This window comes from Pseudoalteromonas sp. T1lg122 (assembly GCF_002964825.1).
Lineage (GTDB): Bacteria > Pseudomonadota > Gammaproteobacteria > Enterobacterales > Alteromonadaceae > Pseudoalteromonas > Pseudoalteromonas gelatinilytica.
On record NZ_PQCG01000001.1, the window covers coordinates 425,795 to 450,915 of the forward strand.

The following is a 25,121-nucleotide window of genomic DNA, read 5'->3' on the forward strand; positions in this document are numbered from 1 at the left end:
TTATTTTTAGGTAATGCAATACTAAGCGGCGCAAAGATATAGATACAAACTAGCCCCACTAATACCGTTAATCGAAACTGAAAATGGCCGGCGTTTTCGAAACGGCCAACATGCCAAATACCCACATCGATGATGCCGCTGACAAACTAATTGCGAGTACATTGCTCGGGCTTAAATTATTAACCTGATAAAACACCAAGTAATCGATTGCCAACGCTAATATCAATAAACAGCCTAACAAATTAAAAATCGATAGCTGAGATTGCAGCGCACTGCATAGTAGCAGTACAGCTGCGGTAGTTAGTACAAGTACTAACGTTTGCTTACACGCCGTTTTAAAACCAAATTTAACGCTAAAGAGTAGTAACGCAAAGGTCATCGCAATGGCCAGTGTCACCAGTAACGAATTTGAGTAATGACTTAAACCTTCGCTTATCATCGCGACTTTATCGTAAACAATTAAATCTGGGTAAGCGTTGGTTAAATCCATCAGCTCGGTTTTATTTACACCCGTTACCATAAACCAGCTTGCGGTTAGTGTATTGTTTGAGATCACTTGGTTAGCGATTAACGGCGCTAACGGAGAATTAAGTGCCGCGTTTAAATCAAGCATTGGTGTTGAGAGCTCAACGGGCATCCCTGTCATTTGGCTAACCACACTCATCGCTTGCTGGGCCGAATGCATTTGCGCATAGTTTTGCTGTTGTAATTGTTTACTAGGCACTAAGTCACTAAGCATCAAGACACGGCCATTAAGACCGCGAATAGTTGCTTTTAATGCTTCTTGTTGTACTAATAACTGCTGCGCATTATCGGCAAATAAAATCATGATTTGGCCATTATCCTTACCTAATAAAGACATATGCAAAGCTTCGTTTTGCATTAAGTCAGCAGGACTTGCATTTAACAGCTTTACATCATCATTAATCACAGGGGGTTTTAGTAAAGCAAAGGCACTTAATAGCACTAACATCAGCATACTGAGTGCGACGCGGTAATGCGTTAAGCGTTTTAAATAACCACTTAACATGTTTGCTAACTGATGCGCAGCAGTGTTAATGGTTAATCCTGTTTGCCAATAAGGCAATAAGATACGTGTGCAGAGCCAAGCTGTAACTAGCCCTGCAACAACAAACACGCCCACTTGACTGAGTAACTGCACCGGTGAGAAAAACAAACTCGCGTAACCGAGTGTGGTGGTTAGTAACGACAACAAAAGCGCCAGTTTGAGCCCTTGGCTAAAACCTTGTGGCTGCTCAGTTAAATCAAGCATGCCATGAAATGCATAATCAATGGCAATACCAATCAGTGTCACGGCAAACACCATGGTTAATACATGGATTTGACTAAAAATACAGATCAGCGCAATGGTGCCGCCAATAGCGGCGCTTATCAAGGTTACAGAGGCCAGCCACAATGCATTGATCGAGCGAAACACCCACACCACCATCACAATAAGCGCCAGCAAGCTCACCGAACCAAACAAGGTCATTTCAAATTTGGCTTGCTGCGCATTTGCTGCGGTGTGAAATAAAGCACCAGCATAACGAATTTGTGTATCGGGATAGCGGCTTTCAAGCTCAGCGATATAGGCAACAATCTCATTGCTTAAAGCTATTGATTGATTTATTGAAAAGGCATTGTCAGCACTTTGCACGAATAACATTAAATACTCATCACCTTGATAGTTAATGTTAATTCGGCCATCTTGCAGCTCAAATTGCTGCATGTGTGCCATAGCCTCAGATAAGAACCCCGCTGTGGCAAGTGAAGGGTCTTGGTTGATAGTACTTGAAACAAAAGGATCAGCGACTTTACTCAATTGGCTAAAGTAATACTGTTGAAAGCGATTAGCATCGCCAATCGCTTGCTTATATTCCTCGGAAACTAAATGCCCTGCGTACTGACCGTAAAATGCTGCCAACTGGGATATTTCTGGTAACTTAAAACGAGGCTCAATATGTTTACTCGCCAGCCACTGTTCTAAATTATCATAAGCTTTTACTGCATTTTCACCACGAAAAGAAAAGCTCAACTGCTGTTTATTAGCCGCAAAAAAGTGTTCTTCGACTTGCTGTAAACGCGGTTCTGACTTTGGCAACAAAGCCAAAATATCATTATTCAACGTCGGCTTTTTTAGAATAAAAACAACCACTAAGGCGCTAACTAATAGGCTTAGCCAAGCAAGCGTTAGGCCCCATGCTTTCACTGTTTTTGCTCTTTATGAGGATAAGCAAAGCGTAATACCGTAAAGTTACCACTTGCTTCTTGCAGACGCACACGGCTCACTTGCTCTGCTGCTTCACATAATTCGAACTGACTAAATAGCTGCTTTAGCAAGTCATCTTTAGGTAATAAAGTCTGACAACCGGGCTCTGCATGCTCTGCCATCGTAAATTGCTCAGCAAGTGCAACTTCATCATGCTTTAAAATCGCTTGCAGTAAATTAACGTATGGCTCCGCGCCTTTTTGTAGCTGCGGCTCACCTTGATCGTTAAGGGTATATACTTGCCCTTGCTTGATTAATAGCGTGCTTTTAACCGGAGATTCAACCTGCCAAGTGAGGCCATCTTCAGCAAGTTCAAACGAACCTGTTGAAATAAAAGGTTTATTGAATCCTTTAAAATGCTTTTCTTGGCTAAATGTGCCTTGCTCTGTCACCGCGCTTGATGCAAACACAGGGAAAAGAACTAGCACACTCAGTAACAACACGCTTAATCGCATTAAATCACCTTTTGAAGTTTTTCATGTAGTACAGGCGGCGAAACAAACTGCATTTCTTTATTCTCTATATCAACCGCAACTTGGATAGTCGTTGCTTTGGTTAACTTTTTACCTGTAGCACAATCAGTGATTACGTAATCAATACGTAATCGTGTTTCATATTCTTTTAAGTAGGCATCAACGCGGATTTTTTGTGTAAACAATGCAGAGCCGACGTACTTAATATGCATGTCAATAATCGGCCACGCATAGCCAGATTCTTGCATTTGCACATAATCATAATCAAACAAACGCAGTAATTCGCACCGCGCGACTTCTAAATAGCGCGGGTAATTACCATGCCATACCACATTCATTGGATCGCAATCATGAAAAGGAATTTCAATCTCAACATGAGTGCTCAACAACGAGCCTCTACTATGCATATAAACTCCAACGTTTTGTTTGAATAGCGTCAACCGTAAAGCGAAGAACAGCCTCTAGAGGACGGTCTTCATCAAGCAGCGGGAAAAACTCGCTAATGTCTTGATACATACTTTGTACATCACTGGTTAAACTGGCAAATTCAAGCTCACCGCTTTTAATACGTAAACGCAAACCTTGAATACTTGCAAGCAAGGTACTTGCAACCACTTGCTCAGTAAGCTGTAAGATACGTAAGCAATCTCGTGCAGCGATGGTTCCCATGCTCACTTTATCTTGGTTGTGACACTCGGTTGAACGAGAAAACACACTTGCTGGCATGGTTAGTTTTAATGCTTCAGCCGTGTATGCACTGGCACCAATTTGTACCGCTTTAAAACCATGGTTAATGTAACGACGTTCATCATTACTCGCCGATAGATTAGAAGGTAAACCATTGTTATAGCGCGTATCAACTAAGGATGCGATTTGTCTGTCTGCTAAGTCGGCTAAATTAGCAACAGCGGTTTTCATGCTATCCATAACCATTGCAATATGACCGCCATAGAAGTGACCACCATGCAATACGTGTTCACCTTCGCCATCGATAATTGGATTATCATTTGCCGAATTTAGTTCATTTTCAATCATTTGCCTAAACCACGGCAAACTATCTTGCAGCACACCAATAACATGTGGAGCACAGCGAATTGAATACCTATCTTGTAAGCGGTCAGCATTACGCGGGTGTTCTACATGGTTTAAATCTCCACGGATCCATGCAGCTACTTGCTGTTGCCCTGGATGTGGCTTCACCGAAAACAAAATATCATCAAAGTGATGACTGTTACCTTTTAATGCAAGGCTTGCAAGGGCTGTTATACGGCTGGTCAGTTTGGCTAGATAATCAGCTCTATCATAAGCAAGACATGCCAAAGCTGTCATAACGGCCGTGCCATTCATGACTGCCAGCCCTTCTTTCGGGCGCAGCTTTAATGGCTTTAAGCCAAGTTCTTGCATCACCTCTAGACTGTTTTTAATTTCGCCTTTGTAATAAACATCTCGCTCGCCAACCATAGCACCAGCTACATACGAAAGCGGCGTTAAATCACCACTGGCTCCCACTGACCCTTCTTGTGGGATCACCGGTACAATATTGTGATTTAAAAAGTCACGTAATAAATTCAACATCTCCCAGCTAACGCCAGAATACCCTTGCGAAAGCGAGGTTAAACGGGTCGCTAAAATAGCGCGCCCTTGGGCTTGATTAAACACATCGCCAAGACCACAACCATGAAATCGAGTAAGATGCAGTGGTAACTCATTGACTAAATCAAGTGGCACTTTTACGGTTACCGAGTCGCCATAACCTGTGGTAACGCCATATATCACGCCATCATCTTCAAGCAGCTTATCTAAAAACGCGACGGCGCTGTCTATTTTATTCGCAAATTGACGGTCTGATGTTAACGCTACAGCACCTTGCTCTAATGCAATATGAACAATATCTTCGATTGATAAACGCTGTTGGCCAAATACGGTAGTCGAGTGCTCTGACACCTTAGTTCTCCTTGTTTTGACTACGAGAAACTTGCTCGTCATTTTGCCAAAAATCATAAAAATTAAACCATTGATACGGATAGGCCGCAGCATAAAAACTGAGCCTTTGCGCATAATCGCTAACAATTTGTTGTAATGTTTGTTGCCTCGTTTTACGGGGTAAAACGAGTTTGTCGGCGTATTTTTCAAAAATCACGCGGTAACATGTTTCGCCATTTGGTTTTTTATCTTTTAAACAAAACAGATGAAACACTGGGCAATCTAACAGCGCAGCTAAAATAAATGGCCCTTGTGAAAAAGGGGCTGGCTTACCTAAAAAGTCCGCTTCAATAACTCTTCCTGCGGTGGTGGTACTGGTTCTGTCACCGACAATCACCACAATTTCACCCTGCTCTACTTTCTCTTTGAGCATAATTGCCATATCTGGGCCAAGATCGGTTACTTGAATGAGGTTTACCGCGACATCCGGATTAATACTTTTCAGTAATTTATTAAACTCAACCGCATGATGTGTAAACACTAATACATTAATCGTTTTACTGTTTCTGTGTTGGCTAAGGGCCCTACATACCTCTAGGTTGCCAAGGTGCGAGCCGATAAAAATAGCTCCTTGCTGTTGCTCATCAAGTTGTTTAAAAAGGGCTTCGTTAGTGTAAAGAATATTATGTTGATGAATTCGCCCAAGCCAGGCATCTATTTTGTCAAAAGCGCTGTCTGCAAAGCAGCGAAAATGACGAAAGCTATCGCGCCAAGTAACAGCTTTGCTATTGCCATTCACCTTACGCGCTTGGGTTAAGAATGCATGAGACGCTTGGCGGGCAATTTTGCCAGTTAAAAACAAATAAAATACCACCGGAAACAACACCAACCACAAGCCTTTTCGGCCAAATACCCGATAACACACAAGCAATATCTGCATGCCTAAGCGATTGCCTCGTTCTTGCATTTTTGACCAGTGCTTTACAGCCATTAGCCAGCCACCTTACGCCAAAGTAACTTAGGTGAGCGTAGCAACATGCCAAAGAATAAACGCGTATGCAGCCACGAAATTCCCACGTTATCATGTAAAGCTCGAAAGTGAGATACACCATTTTCAGGGTAAATGACCTGGGTTGGCAAAAACGTGACCTTAACACCTTGCCAATAAAGCCTGACTAAAATTTCAATATCAAAGTCCATGCGCTTGCCAAGTGTTTGTCTTGTCATTAAATGCTCAACGGCTGCTAAGGGATAAACCCGAAAACCACACATTGAATCAACAATATCAAAGCTGAGCGTTTCTACCCAAACCCAAAAATGGGTGATGTAACGACTCAAATAACGATGCTTAGGCACGGAGCTATCATAAATAGGACAACCACTGATCACCTTGTTAGGTGATGCATTGCTCAGTTCAATCAACTTACTAATATCGGCTAACGAATGCTGGCCGTCGGCATCAACCTGAATGGCATGGCTAAACCCTTGCTGGTAGGCAGCCATCAACCCAGTTTGAACTGCGCCACCCTTACCTTGATTTTGAGCATGGTGAATCAAGGTTAAGAAATCGTACTGTGCGTCAAGCTCTGAAAATACTTGCTTGGCATCTGCGTCACTGCCATCATCAACCATGATTATCGGCAGCTTTAACGCTTTTAGCTCATCGAGTACTGCAGCGATAGCATGGGTGTGATTGTAATTAGGAATAACAATACAAAACTGGTTCATGGCTTAATCACAAAATACAATTCGACCAGACGCATGCTGGCCTTTGTCCGATTGATAGCTAAACAAACATTTACCTTTTGCATTGCGCTCAAGAGTTAGGTTTACCGTCATATCGGGGGTTGTTACTACCTGAAACTTTAACACTTCTAAATCTTGTACTAGTTTGCCAAAACCCAAATATTGCTGAGCATATTTCACTGCCCAATCCAGCTGTACTACGCCTGCTAAAATTGGCGCATTAGGAAAGTGGCCGCGAAAATAATCTAAATCAGCCGCAATGGTTATTGCTAAACTCACGCTAGTTTCTGTTTGTGTTAAAACGGCCACCTCTGGGGTCACGTTATTCAGGCTTGGCAAAATACTGCTCCAATGTTTTTAAACTTAATTTAGCTTGGCTGTTAAAAGGAAGTGCATCGATATAGCGCCATTTGCGTGGTAAGCAAACACGTTCAAAGCGGTTTGAGAGGTGCGCTTGTAAAGCGCGGTTAACTGCCAGTTTACCCTGCTGTTCAAGCTCTTTATTAGCCTCATCACTGAGTACAACCACCGCGCCAATTTGCACGCGCTTAGCTGGAATAACCACTACTTTAGCTTCTTTTACCCAGTCATGGCTTTGCAGATAACTCTCAAGCTCATCTAGATTCAAACGTTTTTCTTCAATTTTTATCGTTCTGTCTATACGGCCCAACAGTTTAAATTGACCATTTTTATGAACGAGTGCTCTATCATCTAAAGGGAAATTCGATTGCTCTAAAATCGCAGAGTCTAGCATCAAGCGCCCTTCATGATTCAACGACAAATAATTACCATTAAACGGCTGCCATGGTACATCAACCGCTGCCTGTGTAACTTGTCGATAAGCAATACCGCCGGTTTCGGTACTACCAAATACTTGGGTAGCAGGGCGAGCTAACTGGTTAAATAAAGTTTCGGCATGCTCATTATTGAGTGGTCCACCAGAGGAAAAAATCCACTTAATTTTGTCGCGCTCAGGAATTAACACGTTATCAGCACATAAACGGCCGAGTTGTGCAGGGCTTGAAACGAGCGCTGCATAACGAATATGTTCTAGCCTTTGCGCAATATGTTCAGGATACTGAATTTGTTCACTATCAATAATATGACCTTTCGCCAACGGCCATAATAAGCGAAACAATAAACCATAGATATGCTGATGCGAAACGGTTGCTAAAAACGTAAATTGACGAGGTAAGTCAAATGACATTGATAATACTGCAAGCTCTCGGTTTAGTACCCGCCACGGTTTTACTATCGGTTTAGATTGTCCAGATGAGCCTGACGTATAAAAAATAACAGCTGTGTTTGTTGGCCATTGTAAACGGTTAGTTTGTAAAGGCGTGTGACCAAGACTATGTTCAAGGTTGGTAAATAGCACATCGTCATCGATATTGGTCGCATCGCCGGCAAAAAAAGCAGACTGAGCAAGCAATAAACTTAAAGTTTCGTGCTGACCATTAGGTGGCAGAATAACATTATGACCACTACACGCTAAAGCAAATAAGCGCACTGCAAATTGGTAGGTATCGGGGTGAAATAACACTACATGGCTGCCAGCTTTCAATGCTGTGAGTTTACTTTGATAAGCCGCAATATCAGCAAAAAACTGTGTATGTGTTATTGGCTGTCCTGCAACAACAAATGCAGCGTCTGGGTGAAATTTCAGATTACTCGCTACCATTACTTTTAACCTTTTGTCTAACAAGCCATTCCACAAGGCCTAAGAGAGCTATCAGAATATAGGCTATTAATCCGTTATACAGTGTCCATGTCTGTAACGAAGTAAATAGGCTCGTGTATAACGCAATACTGCCATTGATAATAAAAAACGCGCACCAAATTTTAGTAACTTGGCGCGTGTAATTAACCCCTTTTTCATCAAGCTCGGGCTCTTTAATTCGAGCAAAGCTTTCGATGACTGTTGGGCCACTTTTCAGCGAATAAGCAAAGGTTACTGCCATTACCGTATTAATAATAACGGGGTAAAGTTTTAAACCCAGATCACTGTTAAAAAACTGCGTTGTTGCTAATGCGATAATAGCCAAAATAGAGGCTGGCTTTATCCATGGCATAGATTTCAGTAACTTTTTGCTAAGTAAAAGCCTTAAGCCTAACAATACCATTAGTACCAAGCTCACTTGTCTTATTGAGATAAGCTGTAATCCAAAATACACAATAAATGGGTATAAAGATAAGCATACTAAGAGCAGTGTTGTGGTTATCGCTTTGAGCATAGTAATGTTGTTTATGAAACGAGTTTTTCTACTTCGTTTACAACATCTTGCACAGTACGCACTTGCTTAAATGCATCTGGCTCAATTTTCTTACCAGTAATTTCGCGTAGTTTTACAACTAAATCAACAGCATCAATGCTATCAAGATCTAGGTCTTGATACAGGTGCGCATCTAGGCTGATATCATCAGCATCGATCTCAAATTCATCTACTAAAATGCCCTGTAAAACGTTGTAAATGTCAGCAGCGGTTTTCATGCTTATTCCTACTTCTAAGTCTGTATTATGATTGGTGTTGGTTAATAAATTCTGCCAATGCATCTACCGATGCAAAATGGGCTTTTGTTTGTTCTGAGTTTGCGTCAATTTTAACGTTAAACTCTTTTTTAATGGCTAAGCCAAGCTCAAGCGCATCGATACTATCTAGGCCTAAACCATCAACAAACAAAGGTTGGTCATTTTCAATATCATCCACGGTAATATCTTCAAGATCTAAGCTGCTAATGATTAATTGTTTTATTTTGTTCTTTAGTTCAGTCATAGGTGCCTGAGTTCCTCTGAAAAGTAATGTTGCAAATCACGGGTTAATTGTCGCGCTTGCATGGCGGGTTGTTCATTATTAAATGTGTTGTCAAACGTAAATGGGTCAGTGGCAAAGCGCATCTCAAAATGCGCTTTTGTTGCGGCAACGCAATACCATGGTGTGCCTTTGGTCAAAGTACTGGGTTTCATACTAATCAGCACTGAAGTAATTGGGGCTTTACAACGCGCAGCAATATTCGCAGCGCCACGCTTAAATGTTAACTGTTCACCTGGGGTTGTGCGGGTGCCTTCAGGAAAGATAATCAGGTTATTTCCAGCAGCGAGTGATGCTTCACAATCATTCAGTAACTCTTGTGGGTCTTCATTACTAATATAACCTGTGCCTTTAATTACACCGCGCATAAATGGATTTTTAAATAAGTGTGCTTTGACCACGCAGTCAGCATTTTTAATCACAGATATCAGCACCACAACATCAATTAATGAAGGGTGATTGGCAAGTACTAACTGCCCTTTAAGATCATGAAATTTCTGTTTATCTTGCACAGAAAAATGGATAGCACCAGTGTAATGCATCAAGGCAACAAAGAATTTAAAACTATAGTGAACCGTTAAACGCGCTTTTTGCTTACGTTTCGCTTGGCAAGGTTCAAATAAACGTTGTAAAGGCAAAACCAACAAAGTGAGTACAATACCGCCAAAGCCAAATACAGAAAAACAAAACCCGGTTGCCAGTACCCGCCAAATTTTATTCAACTTAATGTAAACGTTAGTCGCCATGGTACTGTAGCATCCAAGCTGATTGTTGATGTGAAAGCAGCGATTGTGATCCTTTGCTTGTTAAAGCAGCTGCTAATTGCAAACTCAGTGGTAAACACGAGTCACTTTGAGTATGTTCTGATTCAGGAAGTTTTGTTAATTCAAAATACGGCTTACCGGCCTGCGCTGTTGATAATACGAACGATACACTATGAGCAATTTGTTGCTCGTCGCTAAATGGTAAGTATTCATCAGGTAATACACTTTCGGCATGGGCAATTAAAATTTGCTGCTCTACACCACTATGAACACGAGCAAAACCATCAATCATGGCTGAAATAATGCTGTCTTGGCCACCAGCGATAGCATTCATTGGGGCTTTGTTTTTTGCAATAATCGAAAATAATCCGGTTGCAGCATTATGTACACTCAAACCAAATGCGGTTGGAGATAGCGGTTCTTGTTCGACGAGTGAATGTAACAATTGCGCTGTTTTTGGTAAGTCGCCATGACGAGATGAAAAATTAACGGCTAGCTGCTGATGCTCGCCTTGCGCTTGATGCATAGTATGAAGCGCCATTTTCATAAACGGGCTTAAGCGGCGGCGCTGCATCGGTGCAACCCAGCTTAAATCAAGGTCAGCAATATTGAGATGGCTTAATTCTGCTATTTGTTGCTCGGGTGCAACCCATAAACACAAATTATCAACAACAAATTTCACAAATATTATTCTTATAACGCCAAACGATTGCTAATTTTACCTATTAGCTACAAAAAAGTAAAACAATGGTGCTTAATTACAGCCGCAATTAAGCACTCATTCATTTTTATCGTAAAATAACGTCTTTTTCGGTTAAAAGTTGTGCTTTTTCACCAACTATATCAGCAATATCAAGTTCGTTAATGTAACCTAAACCGATCTCTTGCTGTGCACGTGTAAGTGGCACATAAGGAAGACGGAACACAGGATTTACCGCGCCTGTCATCATCAGCGCCGTATTGATTGCAATTGGATTAGGCTCGCAGAATAACCAGCCCATAAGTGGCTGTAGTTTTGCATTAAGTGCATCATTTTTTTCATCCATCAACTGACGGAATAAGCCAGGGATGATATTTGATGTAACCGAGATAACACCGTGCGCATTATGAATATGCCTTGCATCATGCGCTTCATCATCGTTACCTGACCAACAAGCAATGCCTTGCTGTTCATAATGAGCAATACGCTCATTGCCACCGCACTCTTTTACACCGATAAAGTTTTCGTGCTTCGCAAGTGGCTCAATGATATCTGGTGTTAAATCTTGGCCTGTACGACCTGCGACGTTGTAGATAAACGCAGGACCAATATCAAGTAAACGGTTAAAGTGCTCTTTCACACCCGCCAGCGACGTACGCCCATAATATGGGTTTATTTGCAGGGCTGCATCCATACCGGTGGCAAAACCATACTCGGTTGCTTTAATTGCTTCACGCGTATTGTTGCTACCTGTATTACCAACAATTAATAAACGGTCCGAGAATTTGCTAACACTGTGAGCAATTAGCATTAAGTGTTCTTCCCAATTCATTAATTGGCCTTCACCTGTGGTCCCACCCACAATGATGCCATCAACACCAGCTGCAATTTGCTGTTCAACAAGGTCGTCATAACATGCAAGATCAATTTCACCATTGGTTAAATAAGGTGTTTTTATAGCGGTGATCAAACTTGCTTGTTTAATTGTTTCTAGGTTGCGCATAACTTTTTTAATGTTTGGAAAATTTGCGCTAGTTGTATCATAAACACGGGCATTTTCCGAGTAGTGTGATGCAATAAATAAAAATACTTGAGAAAAAATCAAAGTTAAGCCAAAATCAAACACTGTATAAATTAACAGTGTTTATTGTGAGTATTTGATAATGCAACTTTCAAAATTTTTGGCAACCTACTTTTATACTACCGAAGAGCTGTGCCATACCCTCTCAATTGATGAGGAAACGCTATCGGCATGGCAACAAAGTAGTTTATTTCCAAAACCGAGTTATTGTTTGCAGAGCCAATTAGAATGCAGCTCGTATTCGGGCATTTATCAATGCGAAGAATATCAAGATTATTACCCTCGTGGTGCCGCTAGTTGGGGGCAATTAATTATCAAACATGACATAACCTCATCCTGCCAAGCGTTTAATTATTTTGCTCAGCAATATTCAAATCAACTCAGTAAGCTTGCTGAGCAAGGCTTTGCTATCGATGAAGAATTATTTGGCAGTGAAATTGACGAGCACTTACAGCAAGTTTGGCAACAGTTTTTATGCAGTAAATACGGTGTGCTCACACAAAATGGCTTAGTTGAAGAAGCCGTACAGCTCGACGTAGCTAAGTTATTGATTGATGACATTACTGAATTGCGTACTAAAACAGGTTTAAGCGTAGAAGAGCGCCAAAGCTTACATAAGGCACTCAAATTAATGAACCGCGCGTTAAGCCATGGTACGGGCAACGAAGGTAAAAACACCTTGCGCCATCGTTATATTGATGATGTCGTTGCAAAATACGACCTATCGGTAAAATAACTGCTCATTTTGCGCTTTAAATGAAGCGCAACTGAATAACCGCACAAAGTTACAACAGTGTTTATTTTGTTATAAATAGGTTAATACAATTTGCTACCTTTGTTTTGTAGGTTTTCATCTGCTTGATCGATAGATTGGTCTGGTTGAGTTATTGCTCTTGTCATGTTTGTTGTTTTGGCACCTAGCAATAATTCCTTTCTTCCAAACTAATTAAATCAAAATACAGGATGAAAAGATGAAACCTTTTCCAAGGCTTGGTCGCTTAAAGGCGACCTACTTAGCCATGCTCGGCTTATCGATTGCCCAACCAGCAACCGCAGAAGAATCATTTGTTACACAACAAAGTAAAGCGGATGCCCTTACATTCACTTTGATCACTGGGGACAAAGTGTCGGCTGTTGTCAATAAAGACGGCAAGCTAGGCGGCATTCGATTAGTGAATGCAGATGGTTCAGATACATTCACCAGTATCTTTAAACGTGGTAACAACACCTATGTAGTTCCAAACCATGCACAAGCTTTAGTAGATTCAAATGCGATTGATTTAGAGCTTTTCAATATTAATAAGTTATATGAATCGGGTTACGATGATGCATCAACCGACGCCCTTCCCGTCATTGTTGAATACCGCGATGGCACCCTTGCAGGACCTGCAGTCCCAGCAACGCTTGCTGGTATGTCATTAACCGGTGAAATTGAGCTAATCGACAGCGCCGCATTTGCAATCAGCAAAGACAAAGCAGCGCAAACTTGGCAAACCCTTGTTGCACAAGCTGACGTCGAAGGTATTTGGCTTGATGCTGTCGTTCATGCTCACAAGGTCACTCAGTCAGAAACACTGACTCCAACAGTCCCGCTTACCGGCGCATATGGTGAGTCAGCGATTAACTATAATGGCGCAGGTATTAAAGTTGCTGTACTTGATACAGGCTATGATACCGAGCACCCAGACTTACAAGGTCGCGTCATTGCATCTCGTGATTTTACGTATTCGAGCAACGGTGTAGATGATTTAAATGGTCATGGTACTCATACAGCCTCAACCGTTGCAGGCAATGGTCATGAGTCAGAAGGTAAATGGGTCGGTGTGGCACCAGCTGCCGATTTAATTATCGGTAAAGTACTTGGTAATACAGGAGGAGGATCAACCTACGGTATTTTAAATGGCATGCAATGGGCGGTGCTTTCAGAGCACGCTGACATTGTAAATATGTCATTGGGTGGCACAGCAACAACCTGTAGTGGCCCATTGGTTGAGATGGTTGAAGCGCTGAGCAATAAGGCCTTATTTGTTATCTCTGCGGGCAATAGCTTTACCCGTGAAACAATTGGTTCACCGGGCTGTGCGCCAAGTGCATTAACCGTAGGTGCCATTGATCGTGACGGCAATACGGCGTCGTTCTCTTCACGCGGTCCATCGCCAGATGGCCACTCAGCAAAACCAGATATTGCCTCGCAAGGTGTATCTGTTGTTGCCGCAGCATCTGGTGGCTTAGGTGATACGGCTTACCGCGTGTATTCAGGTACATCAATGGCAGCCCCGCATGTTGCCGGTGGTGCTGCAATTGTTATGCAAGCTCGCCAAGATCTTACGCCAAAAGAAATTAAAGATGTGCTCACATCATCCGTATTTAGTGGTAACTCACACGTCCTTGAGCAAGGTGCCGGTGCCATGAATATCGACCGCGCCATTAACCAAGCTATTGTGGCTCCTGCGAACCGTGAACTTGGCTATTTTGATAATGCTAATAATGCATTTACAGAAACACAGATCACGCTAACAAACACGTCTGATGAAAGTATTCAATTAAAATTGAAATTAGACTTAATTGGTGAAGATGGCAAAACACAATTGCCAGCGACTCTGGCAGGATTAGATGTTAACTCAGTGACAATCCCAGCCAAAGGTATTGCTCAAGTCCCTATGTGGATTGACCCAAGTGTGGCCCTTAATAACAGTGCTTATGGTGCAATTACAGGTCGCATCACAGGCACAACTGTTGGCAATACAGATCAGCAAGTGACGGTGCCAGTGTCATTTTGGATTGACCAACCTCACGTTAATTTAACGGTTAACCTGACAGATCGCTGGGGCAATCAAGCAGGCTCTCCATCAAAGCTTTACTTAATTAATGAAGAAGATGATTGGGGCAGTCTTGTTAGACTCACTGGCGGCAAAGCCAATATCGATGTACCTGCTGGTTACTATACGTTGATTGCTAACATTATGACTTACGATAACCCGCAAACCAGCTCTGGTTTAGTTGAATCAGCGGCACAAATGGCTGTATTAAATCGTAAGATTGATGGCAAAACAGAGATTAACTTTGATGCACGTAACGCTCAACCTGTCACCTTTAAAGCTGACCAGCCTCTTGATCCACAAGGCTATTCATTTGGCTTTACTTACGCGATTGACGATCAAGAAGTGGCGAAGCTTGCTGCTATCGAAATGGCACCTGATTACGTAAATGATATGTATGCATGGTCACAAGGTCATGACGACCGTTTTCGCTCATTTATCACCACCCGCGCGGTGGCTCCAGAAACAACCGTCACTATGCAAAACGGGGTTGAACTTGATTACATCAAACAAGGTTTAGCACTGTCTTTTCATGGTGAAGGGTCAGCAGAAGTCGTGCCAGTAGGTGATGCCGGCTACAGCACTGATTGGAGTCAATTTGAGTTAGACGGAAAAATAGCGCTTATTGCGAATCCTAATTACCTCACGTCGTACATGGTCGGTAACGCGATGAAACATGGCGCTAGTGGCGTAATCTTTTACCGCCCTGGTCGTGGCGGCCGATATAAAGGCGCGATCACAGGCACACCAAAAGTACCCGTGATTGGTATTAGTACCGAACAAGGTGAAGCCTTAATGGCAGAAATCGAAGCTGGCAACAATATCGTTAGCTGGTCTGGTATTGCGGCTGAACGCTCACCTTATGCCTATTCAATCAACCACATTACTGATGGCCGAATTCAATCTGGGCAAATCAATGTTGCTGAGCATAAAATGCATAAAATGAGTGCGTCTTATCATTCGCAAAATGATGAGCGCCCGGCATGGACTGATGTTATGGCAATGACCAACAGTACCGGAGAGTTCTACTCGACAGGTAGCTCGCAGTTAATTATGTTGCCTCATCAACGTGATGAATATTACACAGCAAGTGCAAAAAATGCGTGGACGAATGTCGTTATGCCAAACTATCAAATTCAAAGTGCAGGCGCTTACTTTGATGGCCCACGCGCAATGACTGAAGGTGCTGAGCAAAGCACCACTTGGTTTAAAGGTCCTCGTGCTGGCAGCTTAGGCAGCAGTGGCTCAGCGATTATTAGCCGCGATACCAATGTCCTTTACTTTAATCTTGCTTCGTTTGGCGATGCCGCAAACCATGATGGTATTTTTGGTTATATGGGTAGCTCAGCATTTGGTTTAAAAGTAAATGGTGAGCCAGCCTCTCCGTATCAAGGCACGTTAACGCTTGAACCGGGCTCTCATCAAATTACCTTAGAAATGCGATCTTATGCCCGCGGTGTCGGTGAGCGCTCTCCGGTCAATGATAAACTTGGTTCTCTTTACCAAGGCTTCTATACATTTACGGCTGACGAGCAACAACAAGGTGTTCAGCCAATTTTAGTGCCTATGATTGATTTACCTGTTGATATTAATAACAGCATGAAAGCAGGTGAAGCGGCTCACGTTAAGTTAACGGGTTTATTGGATGGTGTAGGTGAAGTGGCGCTGGCAGATGTACAATTCCAATATGCGTACGGCCAAGAATGTACGATTGCTAACGTGCCTGCTTATATCTATTGCCCTGTATCAACCAAGTTCTCAAGCGAAAACTGGTTAGATGCACAGGTTGAACACATTGACGGTAAATGGGTGGCAACTATCCCTAATACTGGCAACGTCGGTGACTTTGTCCATATTCGTACGATTGTTTCTGATTATGGTTCAAGCCAAGCTGAGCAAATTACCATGCGAGCTTACATGTTAGATTAATTAGTTAGCGCTAATCAACAAAGCCGCCTTCGGGTGGCTTTTTTAATCTAAAAACAACATGGTCAAGTATTAAGAATCTAAATGCTCGTACTGACCACGATACACTTCAAACGTTTTTACGACAGTGTGTTGCTCTTTACTTAGATTATCAAACCAGGTATCGAAACGCTCATCATCATCTTGTTCACTCAGTGCTAAATACTGTGCCAACAACTCAATAATATCGTTGTGAGTACACGACAAGGTGTCTACATGATTAGCTAAAACAGAATGGTCTTTATCGCGAAGCGTGTTCATTACATTTTGATCTAGTTCTTCACGGCTAGTTTTATCATTCACTTCCATATCCCTCTTTAAAATAAGCACGCATACCTAGTTATAACAGCCTTATCGACAATATCCAGCTTTTTAAATCTAACTGCTTATTGATTGTTCAGCTTGTACAAATTTAAGACAAAACAATATAAATAAGAATCATTTTTATCTTGACCCAAATAGTCGACCACTCTACAATCGCTACATTATCACATAACAAATAGGTGCATTATGAAGCCAAATATCCACCCTGATTACCAGCAAGTCGCGTTTCATGATACAGCGGCAGACAGCTATTTTATTATTGGTTCGACAATCAAAACTTCGCGCACGATTGAACTTGAGGGCAAAACCTACCCTTATGTGCCAATTGACGTATCAAGCGATTCACACCCGTTTTATACCGGTAAGCAAAAAGCCGTTGCAAGCGATGGCCGTGTTGCTGCGTTTAATCGTCGTTTTAAAAGCTTAGCGAGCAAATAGTTGCTATAAGGAAAGAACATGAAAGTATTAAGTTCATTAAAAAGCGCGAAGAACCGCCCGGGCTGCCAAATCGTAAAGCGTAAAGGTCGTGTCTATGTTATTAATAAAGACAATCCGCGCTTTAAAGCCGTTCAAGGTAAAAAGAAAAAGCGTTAAAAAAGGTGCCTAGGCACCTTTTTTAAATTAAAGTAATTTTAACTCAATAACTTACTTACCAAATAGCAATTCCCAAAAACCTGGCGGCTCATGGAGCTCATGGTATTTTTTACGTAGCTCATCAATAGATTTAAGCGGCGCTTTTGCTGCTTCAAGGCCACGAGTCGTTGCAAGTTGCTTAGCTTGCTTTGCTTGATTTATGACTTTATCAAGCCCTTCTAAAGACGCCGTTTTATGCTGTTTAAAATCAGCTGTTTTGGCTGTCTCTAACAACTCAATAAATTCATCAATAGCGGTATTAAAGGTAGCTAAATCAGTTGCTCGCACTGAGTTTTTATAAGCAAGCCCCATGTTTTTCATATTGGCCTCAAGGTCAATATTGTTGGCCGCGCTCAGACTGGAAAAAACGATTAAAAAACTAATAAAAATGGCTTTCATACACTCTCAACCAAATACAAATTATGCACCCATTATAAAGCGAAACGCTACGTAAACCTAATGCCATTAAAATACCGAATACAGCAACAAAGTAAATATTCTGTAACCACCTTTTCACAACAAACAAAAAACACCTGAACCCCACAAAGAACCTAACACACTGTTTAAATTGAAATTAGATGTGTACAAATTGATACGTAGTTTTTGTTTGCAAATAATAGGGACAATGATAAAGTGCACCGCGTTAACATTTTAAGAACAACTGTTAACAACCCTTTAAGGGATAAAATAAAAACTAACAGGTGAAACAATGAAAAAACATAACATCTTAGGTGCAAGTATTAAGCTTGCCCTGTGCACATCTGCACTTGCAATTTCGGGTCAGTCATTTGCTGCTGATGAAGAAGGTGTACAATCAATCGACCGCATCGAAGTTACGGGCTCTCGCATTTTACGTGAAGGCGCAATTGCACCTGCACCAGTGACCGTGATCAGTGGTGATGACTTAATTAATACTGGTGCTGTTAATATCGGTGAAGCGCTTAATAAATTACCAGCTCTTGGTAATACGTTTTCGCTTTCAAACTCTGGCCGTTACATCGGTACTGCGGGTTTAAGCATTCTTGATTTACGTAATATGGGTACTGACCGTACGCTGGTACTTGTCAATGGTAAGCGTCACGTTTCTAGCTCTGCTGGCTCTCAATCAGTTGATACAAATACAATTCCAAGCACATGGGTTGAGCGTGTTGAAATCATCACAGGTGGTGCATCAGCTGTATACGGTGCCGATGCTGTAACAGGTGTAGTTAACTTCATTCTTAAAAAGAACATCGAAGGTTTTAGCGCGAGTGTTACTCGAGGCGAATCTGATCTAAGCGATTACAGCAACGAAAAAGCAACATTCTCTTACGGCACTAACTTCGATAATGACCGCGGTAACGTGGCATTCTCTGTTGAGTATTCTGGCCAAGATACTTTAAATGCGTTAGACCACCCTTGGACTGATGGCTCTTACCGCAATATGCGCAACACTGCGCAAACAGCAGAAAACAAAGATGATCCTGCTTTCCCTGACTACATTTATACGCCAAATGCAGGCTACTATGCGATTAATAACGCAGGTGTATTCGCGCTAAGTAATGGCTTTGTAAATTCATTTAACCCAGATGGTACTTATCGTGAACTTAACATTGGCGACCAAGTGGATGGCCTTGCATGTGCTAACTGTGATTCATTTAACCTAGCACAGTTCAACCAAATTCAACCTGAATTTGAACGCTACAACATAAACTTCAAAGCGAACTATGATATCGCAGAAAACATGAATGCGTATCTTGAAGCTAAATACGTAAATAGCGAAGGTCAGAGCATTGGTCAGCCAGCATTCTTCTTCTTTAACCCAAATAACAGTATCAAGATTGATAACCCTTACCTTGATTCAAGCGTTAAAGATCTAATGGAACAAGAAGGTGTTAGCTCAATCATGGTTAACCGCATGATGACTGATTTAGGTCGTCGTGTTGAAGACAATACACGTGAAACGACTCGTTTTGTTGCAGGTTTAAAAGGCACTGTATTCACAGATTGGGAATTAGATGCGTCAGTTGTATATGGTCAAACTGATTTAGAGCGTGTTAATGGCGCTAACATGATCATGGCAAACTACTACAATGCCCTTGATGCTGTAGATGATGGTTCAGGCAATGTTGTTTGTCGCAGCGAAGAAGCGCGTGCTGAAGGTTGTGTCCCTGTTAATATCATGGGCTTCGGTGCACCAAGCCAAGAAGCGATTGATTACATCAATACTGTTTCAGTAGGTACTTCAAAGATTACCCAAACAGTTGTGTCTGCTTCACTTGCAAATTCAGCAATTTATGAATTACCAGCTGGTTATATTGGTTTTGCAGCGGGTGTTGAATACCGTAAAGAAGAAAGCGAAACTAAAGAGCCAGACAACGCAGCCGGTACCTTCTTTAACGCGCTTGGCGAAGACAAAGGTGAGTTTGACGTAAACGAAATTTACTTCGAAGCATCAATCCCACTTCTTGCTGATTTGCCACTTGTACAAGACTTAGTACTCGATACAGCGGTACGTTACGCTGATTACAGCACAATTGGTAATGCAACAAGCTGGAAACTTGGTTTAGATTGGACAGTTAACGATCAACTACGAGTACGTGCAACGCAATCTGAAGCACTTCGCGCGCCAAACATTGGCGAAATCTTTGGTGCACCAAGCCAAACATTCTACAGTGTTGACGATCCGTGTTTAGCTGACAACCTAAATGATTTACAAAACTCAGAAGTACGCCGCGCGAACTGTGCTGCCCTTGGTGTACCTGCTGATTTTGAATCAGATTACGATGCACAAACCCTTGAAGGTTTAGTAAGTGGTAACCGAGACGTGAAAGGCGAAGAATCAACCAGTACAACAATTGGTTTTGTTTACCAACCTTCATTCATTGAAAACGCAGTAGTGACAGTTGACTACTGGAAAATTGAGCTTGAAGACGCGATTTCAACCATCGGTTCACAAGACATTCTTGACCGCTGTGTGGATGCAGAAGGTGGTATTAATAACCAATACTGTAACCTGATCACGCGTGATAGCAGCTCACATGAAATTACACTTATTCAAAACTCAGTTCTGAACGTGTCTGGTCAAGAAGCATCAGGTGTTGACTTCGAATTAGGTTATGACTTTGATGCACTAGAAGGCAACTTCTCAACACGTTTAATTGGTACGTACTTAATCGAGCGTAAAACCTTCCCATTCCAAGACCAACCTAGCGACTACTATGAGTACGCTGGCACAACCGGTGAAGCGAAATGGCAAGCAAACCTTTCAATTTCGTATAAGCGTGATGGTTTCTTTACAACGTTTGATACACGTTATCTAGATGAAGTGAGCCTTTACACTGACCAAGAACTTGCAGATAACCCGAATCCAAATAGCTTAATGACATTTGGTACTTACGTTATCTCTGATGCAACAATTGGTTATAACTTTGAAAGTGGTTTTGGTGTGAAGCTGGGTGTAGATAATATCTTCAACCGCAAACTTCCATACGGTACGTTAGGTACAGGTTCTGGTAGTGCGAGTTACGATAACATCGGTCGTTTCGGCTACTTAAGACTATCTTACGATTTCTAATCGTAAAATATTTGATTCTCTTGGGGCTACACATTTGTGCAGCCCTTTTTCTATCCGGTATTAAAAATACTATCCAATTCCAATCATTTACTTAAAACCTGACAATTCAAGCTATACTCTTCCCTATCGGCCTTTTAACCTAATAAGACTATGCTTAAAGCGGTATTTTTCACTATCTGCCTATTTTGCTTACCGAGTGTTTTTGCCAAGCAAAGTATTATTTTTATAAACCCCGGTCATGCCGATACCAATGTCACGGGCCCGTTTTGGTTTGAAGTGTCGCAGTTGATGCGTGACGCTGCCAAAGACTTTGATCTCGATTTAACGATTCATTATGCCAACCGGAATCATATTGAAATGAAGTCATTAGTGGCTAAGGCGCTTAAAGCTAAGCCAGATATGTTGATTTTAGTTGATGAGAAAAGTGTGCTTACCCAACAACTTTTGAGCTTAAAGCACATCTCTACGCCCATCTATTTTTTACTTAACCGCCCATCAGAACAAGAACTAAACCGTTTGATTGATCAGGGTATTAATATCGCAGGTAGCGTGGTGCCCGATAATAAACAAGCGGGGCAACTATTAGCCGATAAGCTAATAGAACAAACGCAGCACACGGCTAATATTTTCGCGATAAATGGTGATTACACGACCCATGCAGCACTTGATAGAGAGCATGGTTTAGAGCAAAGTGTTCAAACGCATGATAATGCGACTATCACCGCGAAAACAGTTGCCAACTGGTCAGCAACACAAGCGTATCGCCAGAGCCTCGGCTATTTTAGCCATCAACCAAGTATTAATATTGTTTGGGCTGCCAACGATGCCATGGCAATAGGGGCGATTGCAGCGCTTGATGAGTTAAACAAACGCAAAGATGTAAGGGTTGGTGCAATAAATTGGCCACTCAGCGTTGTAGCAGAAAAAATAGACGTCACTATCGGCGGTCATGTTACGTTGGGGGCGTTTGCTTTGGTAAATATTTATGATTTACTGAATAAGCACGCAACCGGACCTATGCATCATGAAGTGGCCATTTTCAGCCAACATAACGAACAAACGCTCAAGCTAGTTGAACAAATTCACAGTGATAACTTAGCAATTAACTTTCGCGTTTTCAGTAAAGCGAATAAAAATCCCCTTCCCTTTTGTGTTGAATCACTTCTCTTAGAGGCAACAAAAAGCGCACTGTAAAGGGCGTTGACAGTGCGCTTTTAAAGGGTTTCAAAGCTATAGTGATTGTAAAAAGCTAATTAACTGAGCTCTTTTTTCACTGTTAAGCTCTGTAAATTCACGCTTACTTTTTTCAGCTTCACCACCATGCCATAAAATCGCTTCTTCAAGTGTGGCTGCGCGCCCATCATGTAAGAAACCTGCGGCAGGGTTAACTGTTTTCGTTAAACCAATCCCCCAAAGCGGACGCGTTTTCCACTCACGGCCTGTTGCCATAAAATCACGACGGTTATCTGCAAGCTCTTCACCCATGTCGTGCAACAACATGTCGGTAAATGGCCAAATTTCTTGCCCTTTTACAGCCGCAGGCGCTGCAATACCGCCCAGTAATAAAGCGGCACCATTTGCGGTTACAAAACGAGGCGTATGACATCCAGTACAGTTTAACTCGCTGAATAAACGTGCACCGGCTTTAACATCTTCGTCGGCAACATTACGACGAGCTGGCACAGCAAGCGTTTCTGCATAAAACACGACCGTATCAGAAAACTCATCACTGGCTTCTGGCAATCCTTGCTCATCAGAACCGGTATCTTGATAGTTAGTACGAGATAAATAACTTTCGTGCATTAATGTATTGGCAATGCTTTCTTCTGGGAACAATGAGTTGGTTACCCCCATGTCACCACGTAGTGCACCTAGTGATTGCTGTCTGACTGATGGTGTACTGGCTTTCCAACCAAATCGTCCAAGTGACACAGGGGTTTCATCACCCGCTTGAGCCTTAACAGCATCAAATACCCAGTTTGCTTTACCAGAAATTCCATCGTTGTCGGCATCATCAACATCTTCAAGCGCTAGAATATCTTGCTCTTCAATCGCTTCAAGCAATCCAAGACCAAAGACAGGCATGCCATTACGGGCACTAAAACGTACATCTTCATTGGCAAGGGCACTTAAACTGAAGTTTTCAGGTGAGTCCCATGCATTGTCGATAGTAAATACCGGCTTTTTCAACGTGACAGTACTTCCATCCGGGTAGCTAAACTCCGTGTAATCATAGCTTAGATATACATCAGCTTGGCCACCAAAATTATGCGTTTGCCAGTCTTCACGGGCTTGTAAAATCCCCCGGTGAAAGAGTTGATCCCCAAACCCTTCAACGCCTGTAACCTGACAAAAATCATTGACACTACTTGGCATTTCACACACGCCATCAGCTAAGCTAACGCGTAAAAAGATCCCTGCATCATTCGCTAACTTCACAGTTTGCTGTTCAGCGGTTGGAACAATAGTACTTGGGCGACCATCTCGTTGGTGACAAGCATTACAGTTATTGTTATTAAAAACAGGTCCTAAACCATCGAGTTCCGGGTGTGCATCATTCGGGGCTGTCGTAAAGGATGTTTCAAAATTAGCATCGCCAGTTAAGTGAATATCGAGTTCTGAATCACTTAAATTAGGCATAGGTGTAGAGAAACCATGGCCTGAATTATTGGTATCGAGGGCTGTCGCATCACCTGCCAAGGCAACGACATCAATATAATTTGGATCAGTTTCGCTGCTTGTTGGTGGTGGTGTTGTCGTTTCGGTCGCGCTTTTATCGCTGGTTTTACTTCCACATGCCACTAAAGATAAGGCTGTGAAAGCAAATAGAATTGGTTTAATTGCTTTTACATTCATGACGGTATCTTGTAAAGAGGGGAAGCAGATGCTTCCCCAGCGATTATAAATTCCACTCTTTGATAAGTGGCACAACTTCTTCTTCAAGGGTCGCTTGTAATTCACCTAGCGCATCAATCGCTGTTTGAATTCGAACGCGACCAGCATCATCCTTAATCGCTTGTCTAAATGGCATATCATCTGCCCCTGCAATGGCATCAATCGCTGCAATCGCTGCTGAAATTTGAGTTTCAACTTTCGCTGCTAGTTCAGCGTCACCGGCATTGATAAATGCTTTAAGACCTGGGCTGTCGTTTTCATCGCTGAATGTGCCTAAAAACACATTTTGTACACCAACAATGTTGTTGCTAAAGTCAGTTAATGAGTTCCAGCTATATTGTGATTCAACCAATGATGTGTCAGCTGTGTCTTTGCTAGTACCAAATGGTTCTGCAATTTTACCGTTACCTACCTCATCAACAATACCGATAACCCCATTGACTAACTCTTCGATAACACCTAACTCAGATGAGTATTTATCATTGCCCGGTGTTAATAAATAATCTTTATAAGCAGGTTCATCATCCGCATTTGCAGAGATAACCCATGCATCAACAAGGCTTTGTGTATGAATATTAAATACTTCAGCACATGCAATTAAGTATTCCATTTCACGCACAGTCATTTCGTCAATTGACTTATCGTTATCTTCAACGCCATTACCGAATAATAAGAACTCCATGGTGTGGAAACCTTGTACACCATCGTCAAAGTTCTTCACATTATCAGCAGAGAACGTTGTGTTACTTGCAAGTAGTGCTTCTAAATCAGCGGTATTCAGTGGCCAAGTATCAAGATGTGGATCAATTGATAAACTATCAACAGGACCAAAGATATGTGACTCTCCTTGCTCCCAGAATACACGTGCATCTTTCCAAGCTTGTTGAGCAGCAGCCAGCGCAGCTGCGTTTTTGTTTTCTAATAATGTGAGTGTCGCGTTATGTAGAACCGTTGCCTTGCTGTTTAGCATTTCGTAACCATCAACAATTACTTGCTCAGTTACGTTTTCAATTAAATCACTTGCATCATAGCTAAAGCCTGTTACTTCAGTAACGGGTGTGCTTGTATCTGAAGAATCATCCGAAGAAGACGAACCACATGCAACAAGTGTTGACGCTAAAATGACAGCTGTGATGCTGTTTAATACAGTTTTCATCCCAAGG

General features: G+C 42.0%; 24 protein-coding genes. 6 read left to right on the top strand and 18 right to left on the bottom strand.

The window, feature by feature from the left end:
* Nucleotides 1–67: 67 nt before the first annotated feature.
* The 14 genes from C2M33_RS02040 to dapA all read right to left on the bottom strand — a co-directional run bounded on the left by C2M33_RS02040 (nt 68) and on the right by dapA (nt 11,688).
* Nucleotides 68–2,209: a transporter gene (locus C2M33_RS02040; RefSeq protein WP_105173550.1), complete on the bottom strand. Its 2,142-nt coding sequence runs from the start codon at nt 2,207–2,209 to the stop codon at nt 68–70.
* Nucleotides 2,206–2,724, bottom strand: a complete 519-nt coding sequence (locus C2M33_RS02045; protein WP_063707677.1) for an outer membrane lipoprotein carrier protein LolA — start codon at nt 2,722–2,724, stop codon at nt 2,206–2,208. The genes C2M33_RS02040 and C2M33_RS02045 overlap by 4 nt, the downstream gene beginning before the upstream one ends.
* Nucleotides 2,724–3,149, bottom strand: coding sequence for an acyl-CoA thioesterase (locus tag C2M33_RS02050; protein ID WP_063707680.1), 426 nt, complete (start codon nt 3,147–3,149; stop codon nt 2,724–2,726). The genes C2M33_RS02045 and C2M33_RS02050 overlap by 1 nt, the downstream gene beginning before the upstream one ends.
* Entirely contained in the window at nt 3,142–4,686 is a 1,545-nt protein-coding gene (locus C2M33_RS02055; protein ID WP_171038295.1) for an HAL/PAL/TAL family ammonia-lyase, read from the bottom strand. The genes C2M33_RS02050 and C2M33_RS02055 overlap by 8 nt, the downstream gene beginning before the upstream one ends.
* A 1-nt stretch (nt 4,687) precedes the next feature.
* Complete coding sequence (locus C2M33_RS02060; RefSeq protein ID WP_063707682.1) at nt 4,688–5,656, bottom strand: LpxL/LpxP family acyltransferase; 969 nt, start codon at nt 5,654–5,656, stop codon at nt 4,688–4,690.
* Entirely contained in the window at nt 5,656–6,393 is a 738-nt protein-coding gene (locus C2M33_RS02065; RefSeq protein WP_063707684.1) for a glycosyltransferase family 2 protein, read from the bottom strand. Before C2M33_RS02065 ends, C2M33_RS02060 begins: the two co-directional genes overlap by 1 nt.
* A 3-nt stretch (nt 6,394–6,396) precedes the next feature.
* Complete coding sequence (locus C2M33_RS02070) at nt 6,397–6,750, bottom strand: ApeI family dehydratase (protein WP_105173551.1); 354 nt, start codon at nt 6,748–6,750, stop codon at nt 6,397–6,399.
* Nucleotides 6,734–8,092 carry an AMP-binding protein gene (locus tag C2M33_RS02075; protein WP_105173552.1) on the bottom strand — a complete coding sequence of 453 codons (1,359 nt, stop codon included), beginning with the start codon at nt 8,090–8,092 and terminating at the stop codon, nt 6,734–6,736. Before C2M33_RS02075 ends, C2M33_RS02070 begins: the two co-directional genes overlap by 17 nt.
* Entirely contained in the window at nt 8,079–8,645 is a 567-nt protein-coding gene (locus tag C2M33_RS02080; RefSeq protein WP_105173553.1) for a septation protein IspZ, read from the bottom strand. Before C2M33_RS02080 ends, C2M33_RS02075 begins: the two co-directional genes overlap by 14 nt.
* Before the next feature lie 11 nt (nt 8,646–8,656).
* On the bottom strand, nt 8,657–8,902 hold the full coding sequence (locus tag C2M33_RS02085) for an acyl carrier protein (protein ID WP_054554554.1): 246 nt from the start codon (nt 8,900–8,902) through the stop codon (nt 8,657–8,659).
* Between the two features lie 25 nt (nt 8,903–8,927).
* Complete coding sequence (locus C2M33_RS02090) at nt 8,928–9,185, bottom strand: phosphopantetheine-binding protein (RefSeq protein WP_054554555.1); 258 nt, start codon at nt 9,183–9,185, stop codon at nt 8,928–8,930.
* Complete coding sequence (locus C2M33_RS02095; protein ID WP_063707692.1) at nt 9,182–9,967, bottom strand: lysophospholipid acyltransferase family protein; 786 nt, start codon at nt 9,965–9,967, stop codon at nt 9,182–9,184. The genes C2M33_RS02090 and C2M33_RS02095 overlap by 4 nt, the downstream gene beginning before the upstream one ends.
* The gene (locus C2M33_RS02100) at nt 9,957–10,667 is read right to left on the bottom strand and encodes a beta-ketoacyl synthase chain length factor (RefSeq protein ID WP_105173554.1); all 711 of its coding nucleotides are present in this window, start codon (nt 10,665–10,667) and stop codon (nt 9,957–9,959) included. The genes C2M33_RS02095 and C2M33_RS02100 overlap by 11 nt, the downstream gene beginning before the upstream one ends.
* A 106-nt stretch (nt 10,668–10,773) precedes the next feature.
* Nucleotides 10,774–11,688, bottom strand: a complete 915-nt coding sequence (gene dapA / locus C2M33_RS02105; protein ID WP_063707789.1) for a 4-hydroxy-tetrahydrodipicolinate synthase — start codon at nt 11,686–11,688, stop codon at nt 10,774–10,776.
* A gap of 160 nt (nt 11,689–11,848) precedes the next feature.
* Here dapA and C2M33_RS02110 point away from each other — a divergent pair, with 160 nt between their 5' ends.
* The gene (locus C2M33_RS02110; RefSeq protein WP_105173555.1) at nt 11,849–12,502 is read left to right on the top strand and encodes a DUF6058 family natural product biosynthesis protein; all 654 of its coding nucleotides are present in this window, start codon (nt 11,849–11,851) and stop codon (nt 12,500–12,502) included.
* Nucleotides 12,503–12,737: 235 nt separating this feature from the next.
* Nucleotides 12,738–16,514 carry a S8 family serine peptidase gene (locus C2M33_RS02115; RefSeq protein ID WP_105173556.1) on the top strand — a complete coding sequence of 1,259 codons (3,777 nt, stop codon included), beginning with the start codon at nt 12,738–12,740 and terminating at the stop codon, nt 16,512–16,514.
* A gap of 69 nt (nt 16,515–16,583) precedes the next feature.
* Here C2M33_RS02115 and C2M33_RS02120 read toward each other — a convergent pair whose 3' ends face one another.
* Nucleotides 16,584–16,811, bottom strand: a complete 228-nt coding sequence (locus tag C2M33_RS02120) for a hypothetical protein (RefSeq protein WP_220095044.1) — start codon at nt 16,809–16,811, stop codon at nt 16,584–16,586.
* A 249-nt stretch (nt 16,812–17,060) separates the two neighbouring features.
* Here C2M33_RS02120 and C2M33_RS02125 point away from each other — a divergent pair, with 249 nt between their 5' ends.
* Both C2M33_RS02125 and ykgO read left to right on the top strand, forming a co-directional pair.
* Nucleotides 17,061–17,312, top strand: coding sequence for a type B 50S ribosomal protein L31 (locus C2M33_RS02125; RefSeq protein ID WP_063707699.1), 252 nt, complete (start codon nt 17,061–17,063; stop codon nt 17,310–17,312).
* Between the two features lie 18 nt (nt 17,313–17,330).
* Complete coding sequence (ykgO, locus tag C2M33_RS02130; protein WP_054554561.1) at nt 17,331–17,468, top strand: type B 50S ribosomal protein L36; 138 nt, start codon at nt 17,331–17,333, stop codon at nt 17,466–17,468.
* 51 nt (nt 17,469–17,519) lie between these two features.
* Here the strand turns inward: ykgO and C2M33_RS02135 are convergent, their stop codons facing one another.
* Entirely contained in the window at nt 17,520–17,906 is a 387-nt protein-coding gene (locus C2M33_RS02135; RefSeq protein ID WP_062565726.1) for a cytochrome b562, read from the bottom strand.
* Nucleotides 17,907–18,216: 310 nt separating this feature from the next.
* On the opposite strand from C2M33_RS02135, the gene C2M33_RS02140 reads away from it, so the two are divergent.
* Together C2M33_RS02140 and C2M33_RS02145 are read left to right on the top strand one after the other, a co-directional pair.
* Nucleotides 18,217–21,063, top strand: a complete 2,847-nt coding sequence (locus tag C2M33_RS02140; protein ID WP_105173557.1) for a TonB-dependent receptor plug domain-containing protein — start codon at nt 18,217–18,219, stop codon at nt 21,061–21,063.
* Between the two features lie 150 nt (nt 21,064–21,213).
* Nucleotides 21,214–22,257 (top strand): ABC transporter substrate-binding protein, encoded by a 1,044-nt coding sequence (locus C2M33_RS02145; protein WP_063707703.1) that lies wholly within the window; start codon nt 21,214–21,216, stop codon nt 22,255–22,257.
* Nucleotides 22,258–22,293: 36 nt separating this feature from the next.
* On the opposite strand, the gene C2M33_RS02150 is transcribed toward C2M33_RS02145, so the two are convergent.
* Entirely contained in the window at nt 22,294–23,919 is a 1,626-nt protein-coding gene (locus tag C2M33_RS02150) for a di-heme oxidoredictase family protein (RefSeq protein WP_105173558.1), read from the bottom strand.
* A gap of 43 nt (nt 23,920–23,962) precedes the next feature.
* Entirely contained in the window at nt 23,963–25,114 is a 1,152-nt protein-coding gene (locus C2M33_RS02155) for an imelysin family protein (protein ID WP_105173559.1), read from the bottom strand.
* Between the last annotated feature and the right edge of the window lie 7 nt (nt 25,115–25,121).

Bases quoted from the DNA above. Each gene is read 5' to 3' on its own strand.
- C2M33_RS02045 (WP_063707677.1), bottom strand. From the start codon at position 2,724: ATGCGATTAAGCGTGTTGTTACTGAGTGTGCTAGTTCTTTTCCCTGTG.
- C2M33_RS02050 (WP_063707680.1), bottom strand. From the start codon at position 3,149: ATGCATAGTAGAGGCTCGTTGTTGAGCACTCATGTTGAGATTGAAATT.
- C2M33_RS02060 (WP_063707682.1), bottom strand. From the start codon at position 5,656: ATGGCTGTAAAGCACTGGTCAAAAATGCAAGAACGAGGCAATCGCTTA.
- C2M33_RS02065 (WP_063707684.1), bottom strand. From the start codon at position 6,393: ATGAACCAGTTTTGTATTGTTATTCCTAATTACAATCACACCCATGCT.
- C2M33_RS02075 (WP_105173552.1), bottom strand. From the start codon at position 8,092: ATGGTAGCGAGTAATCTGAAATTTCACCCAGACGCTGCATTTGTTGTT.
- C2M33_RS02080 (WP_105173553.1), bottom strand. From the start codon at position 8,645: ATGCTCAAAGCGATAACCACAACACTGCTCTTAGTATGCTTATCTTTA.
- C2M33_RS02085 (WP_054554554.1), bottom strand. From the start codon at position 8,902: ATGAAAACCGCTGCTGACATTTACAACGTTTTACAGGGCATTTTAGTA.
- C2M33_RS02090 (WP_054554555.1), bottom strand. From the start codon at position 9,185: ATGACTGAACTAAAGAACAAAATAAAACAATTAATCATTAGCAGCTTA.
- C2M33_RS02095 (WP_063707692.1), bottom strand. From the start codon at position 9,967: ATGGCGACTAACGTTTACATTAAGTTGAATAAAATTTGGCGGGTACTG.
- dapA (WP_063707789.1), bottom strand. From the start codon at position 11,688: ATGCGCAACCTAGAAACAATTAAACAAGCAAGTTTGATCACCGCTATA.
- C2M33_RS02110 (WP_105173555.1), top strand. From the start codon at position 11,849: ATGCAACTTTCAAAATTTTTGGCAACCTACTTTTATACTACCGAAGAG.
- C2M33_RS02115 (WP_105173556.1), top strand. From the start codon at position 12,738: ATGAAACCTTTTCCAAGGCTTGGTCGCTTAAAGGCGACCTACTTAGCC.
- C2M33_RS02120 (WP_220095044.1), bottom strand. From the start codon at position 16,811: ATGAACACGCTTCGCGATAAAGACCATTCTGTTTTAGCTAATCATGTA.
- C2M33_RS02125 (WP_063707699.1), top strand. From the start codon at position 17,061: ATGAAGCCAAATATCCACCCTGATTACCAGCAAGTCGCGTTTCATGAT.
- ykgO (WP_054554561.1), top strand. From the start codon at position 17,331: ATGAAAGTATTAAGTTCATTAAAAAGCGCGAAGAACCGCCCGGGCTGC.
- C2M33_RS02135 (WP_062565726.1), bottom strand. From the start codon at position 17,906: ATGAAAGCCATTTTTATTAGTTTTTTAATCGTTTTTTCCAGTCTGAGC.
- C2M33_RS02140 (WP_105173557.1), top strand. From the start codon at position 18,217: ATGAAAAAACATAACATCTTAGGTGCAAGTATTAAGCTTGCCCTGTGC.
- C2M33_RS02145 (WP_063707703.1), top strand. From the start codon at position 21,214: ATGCTTAAAGCGGTATTTTTCACTATCTGCCTATTTTGCTTACCGAGT.
- C2M33_RS02150 (WP_105173558.1), bottom strand. From the start codon at position 23,919: ATGAATGTAAAAGCAATTAAACCAATTCTATTTGCTTTCACAGCCTTA.
- C2M33_RS02155 (WP_105173559.1), bottom strand. From the start codon at position 25,114: ATGAAAACTGTATTAAACAGCATCACAGCTGTCATTTTAGCGTCAACA.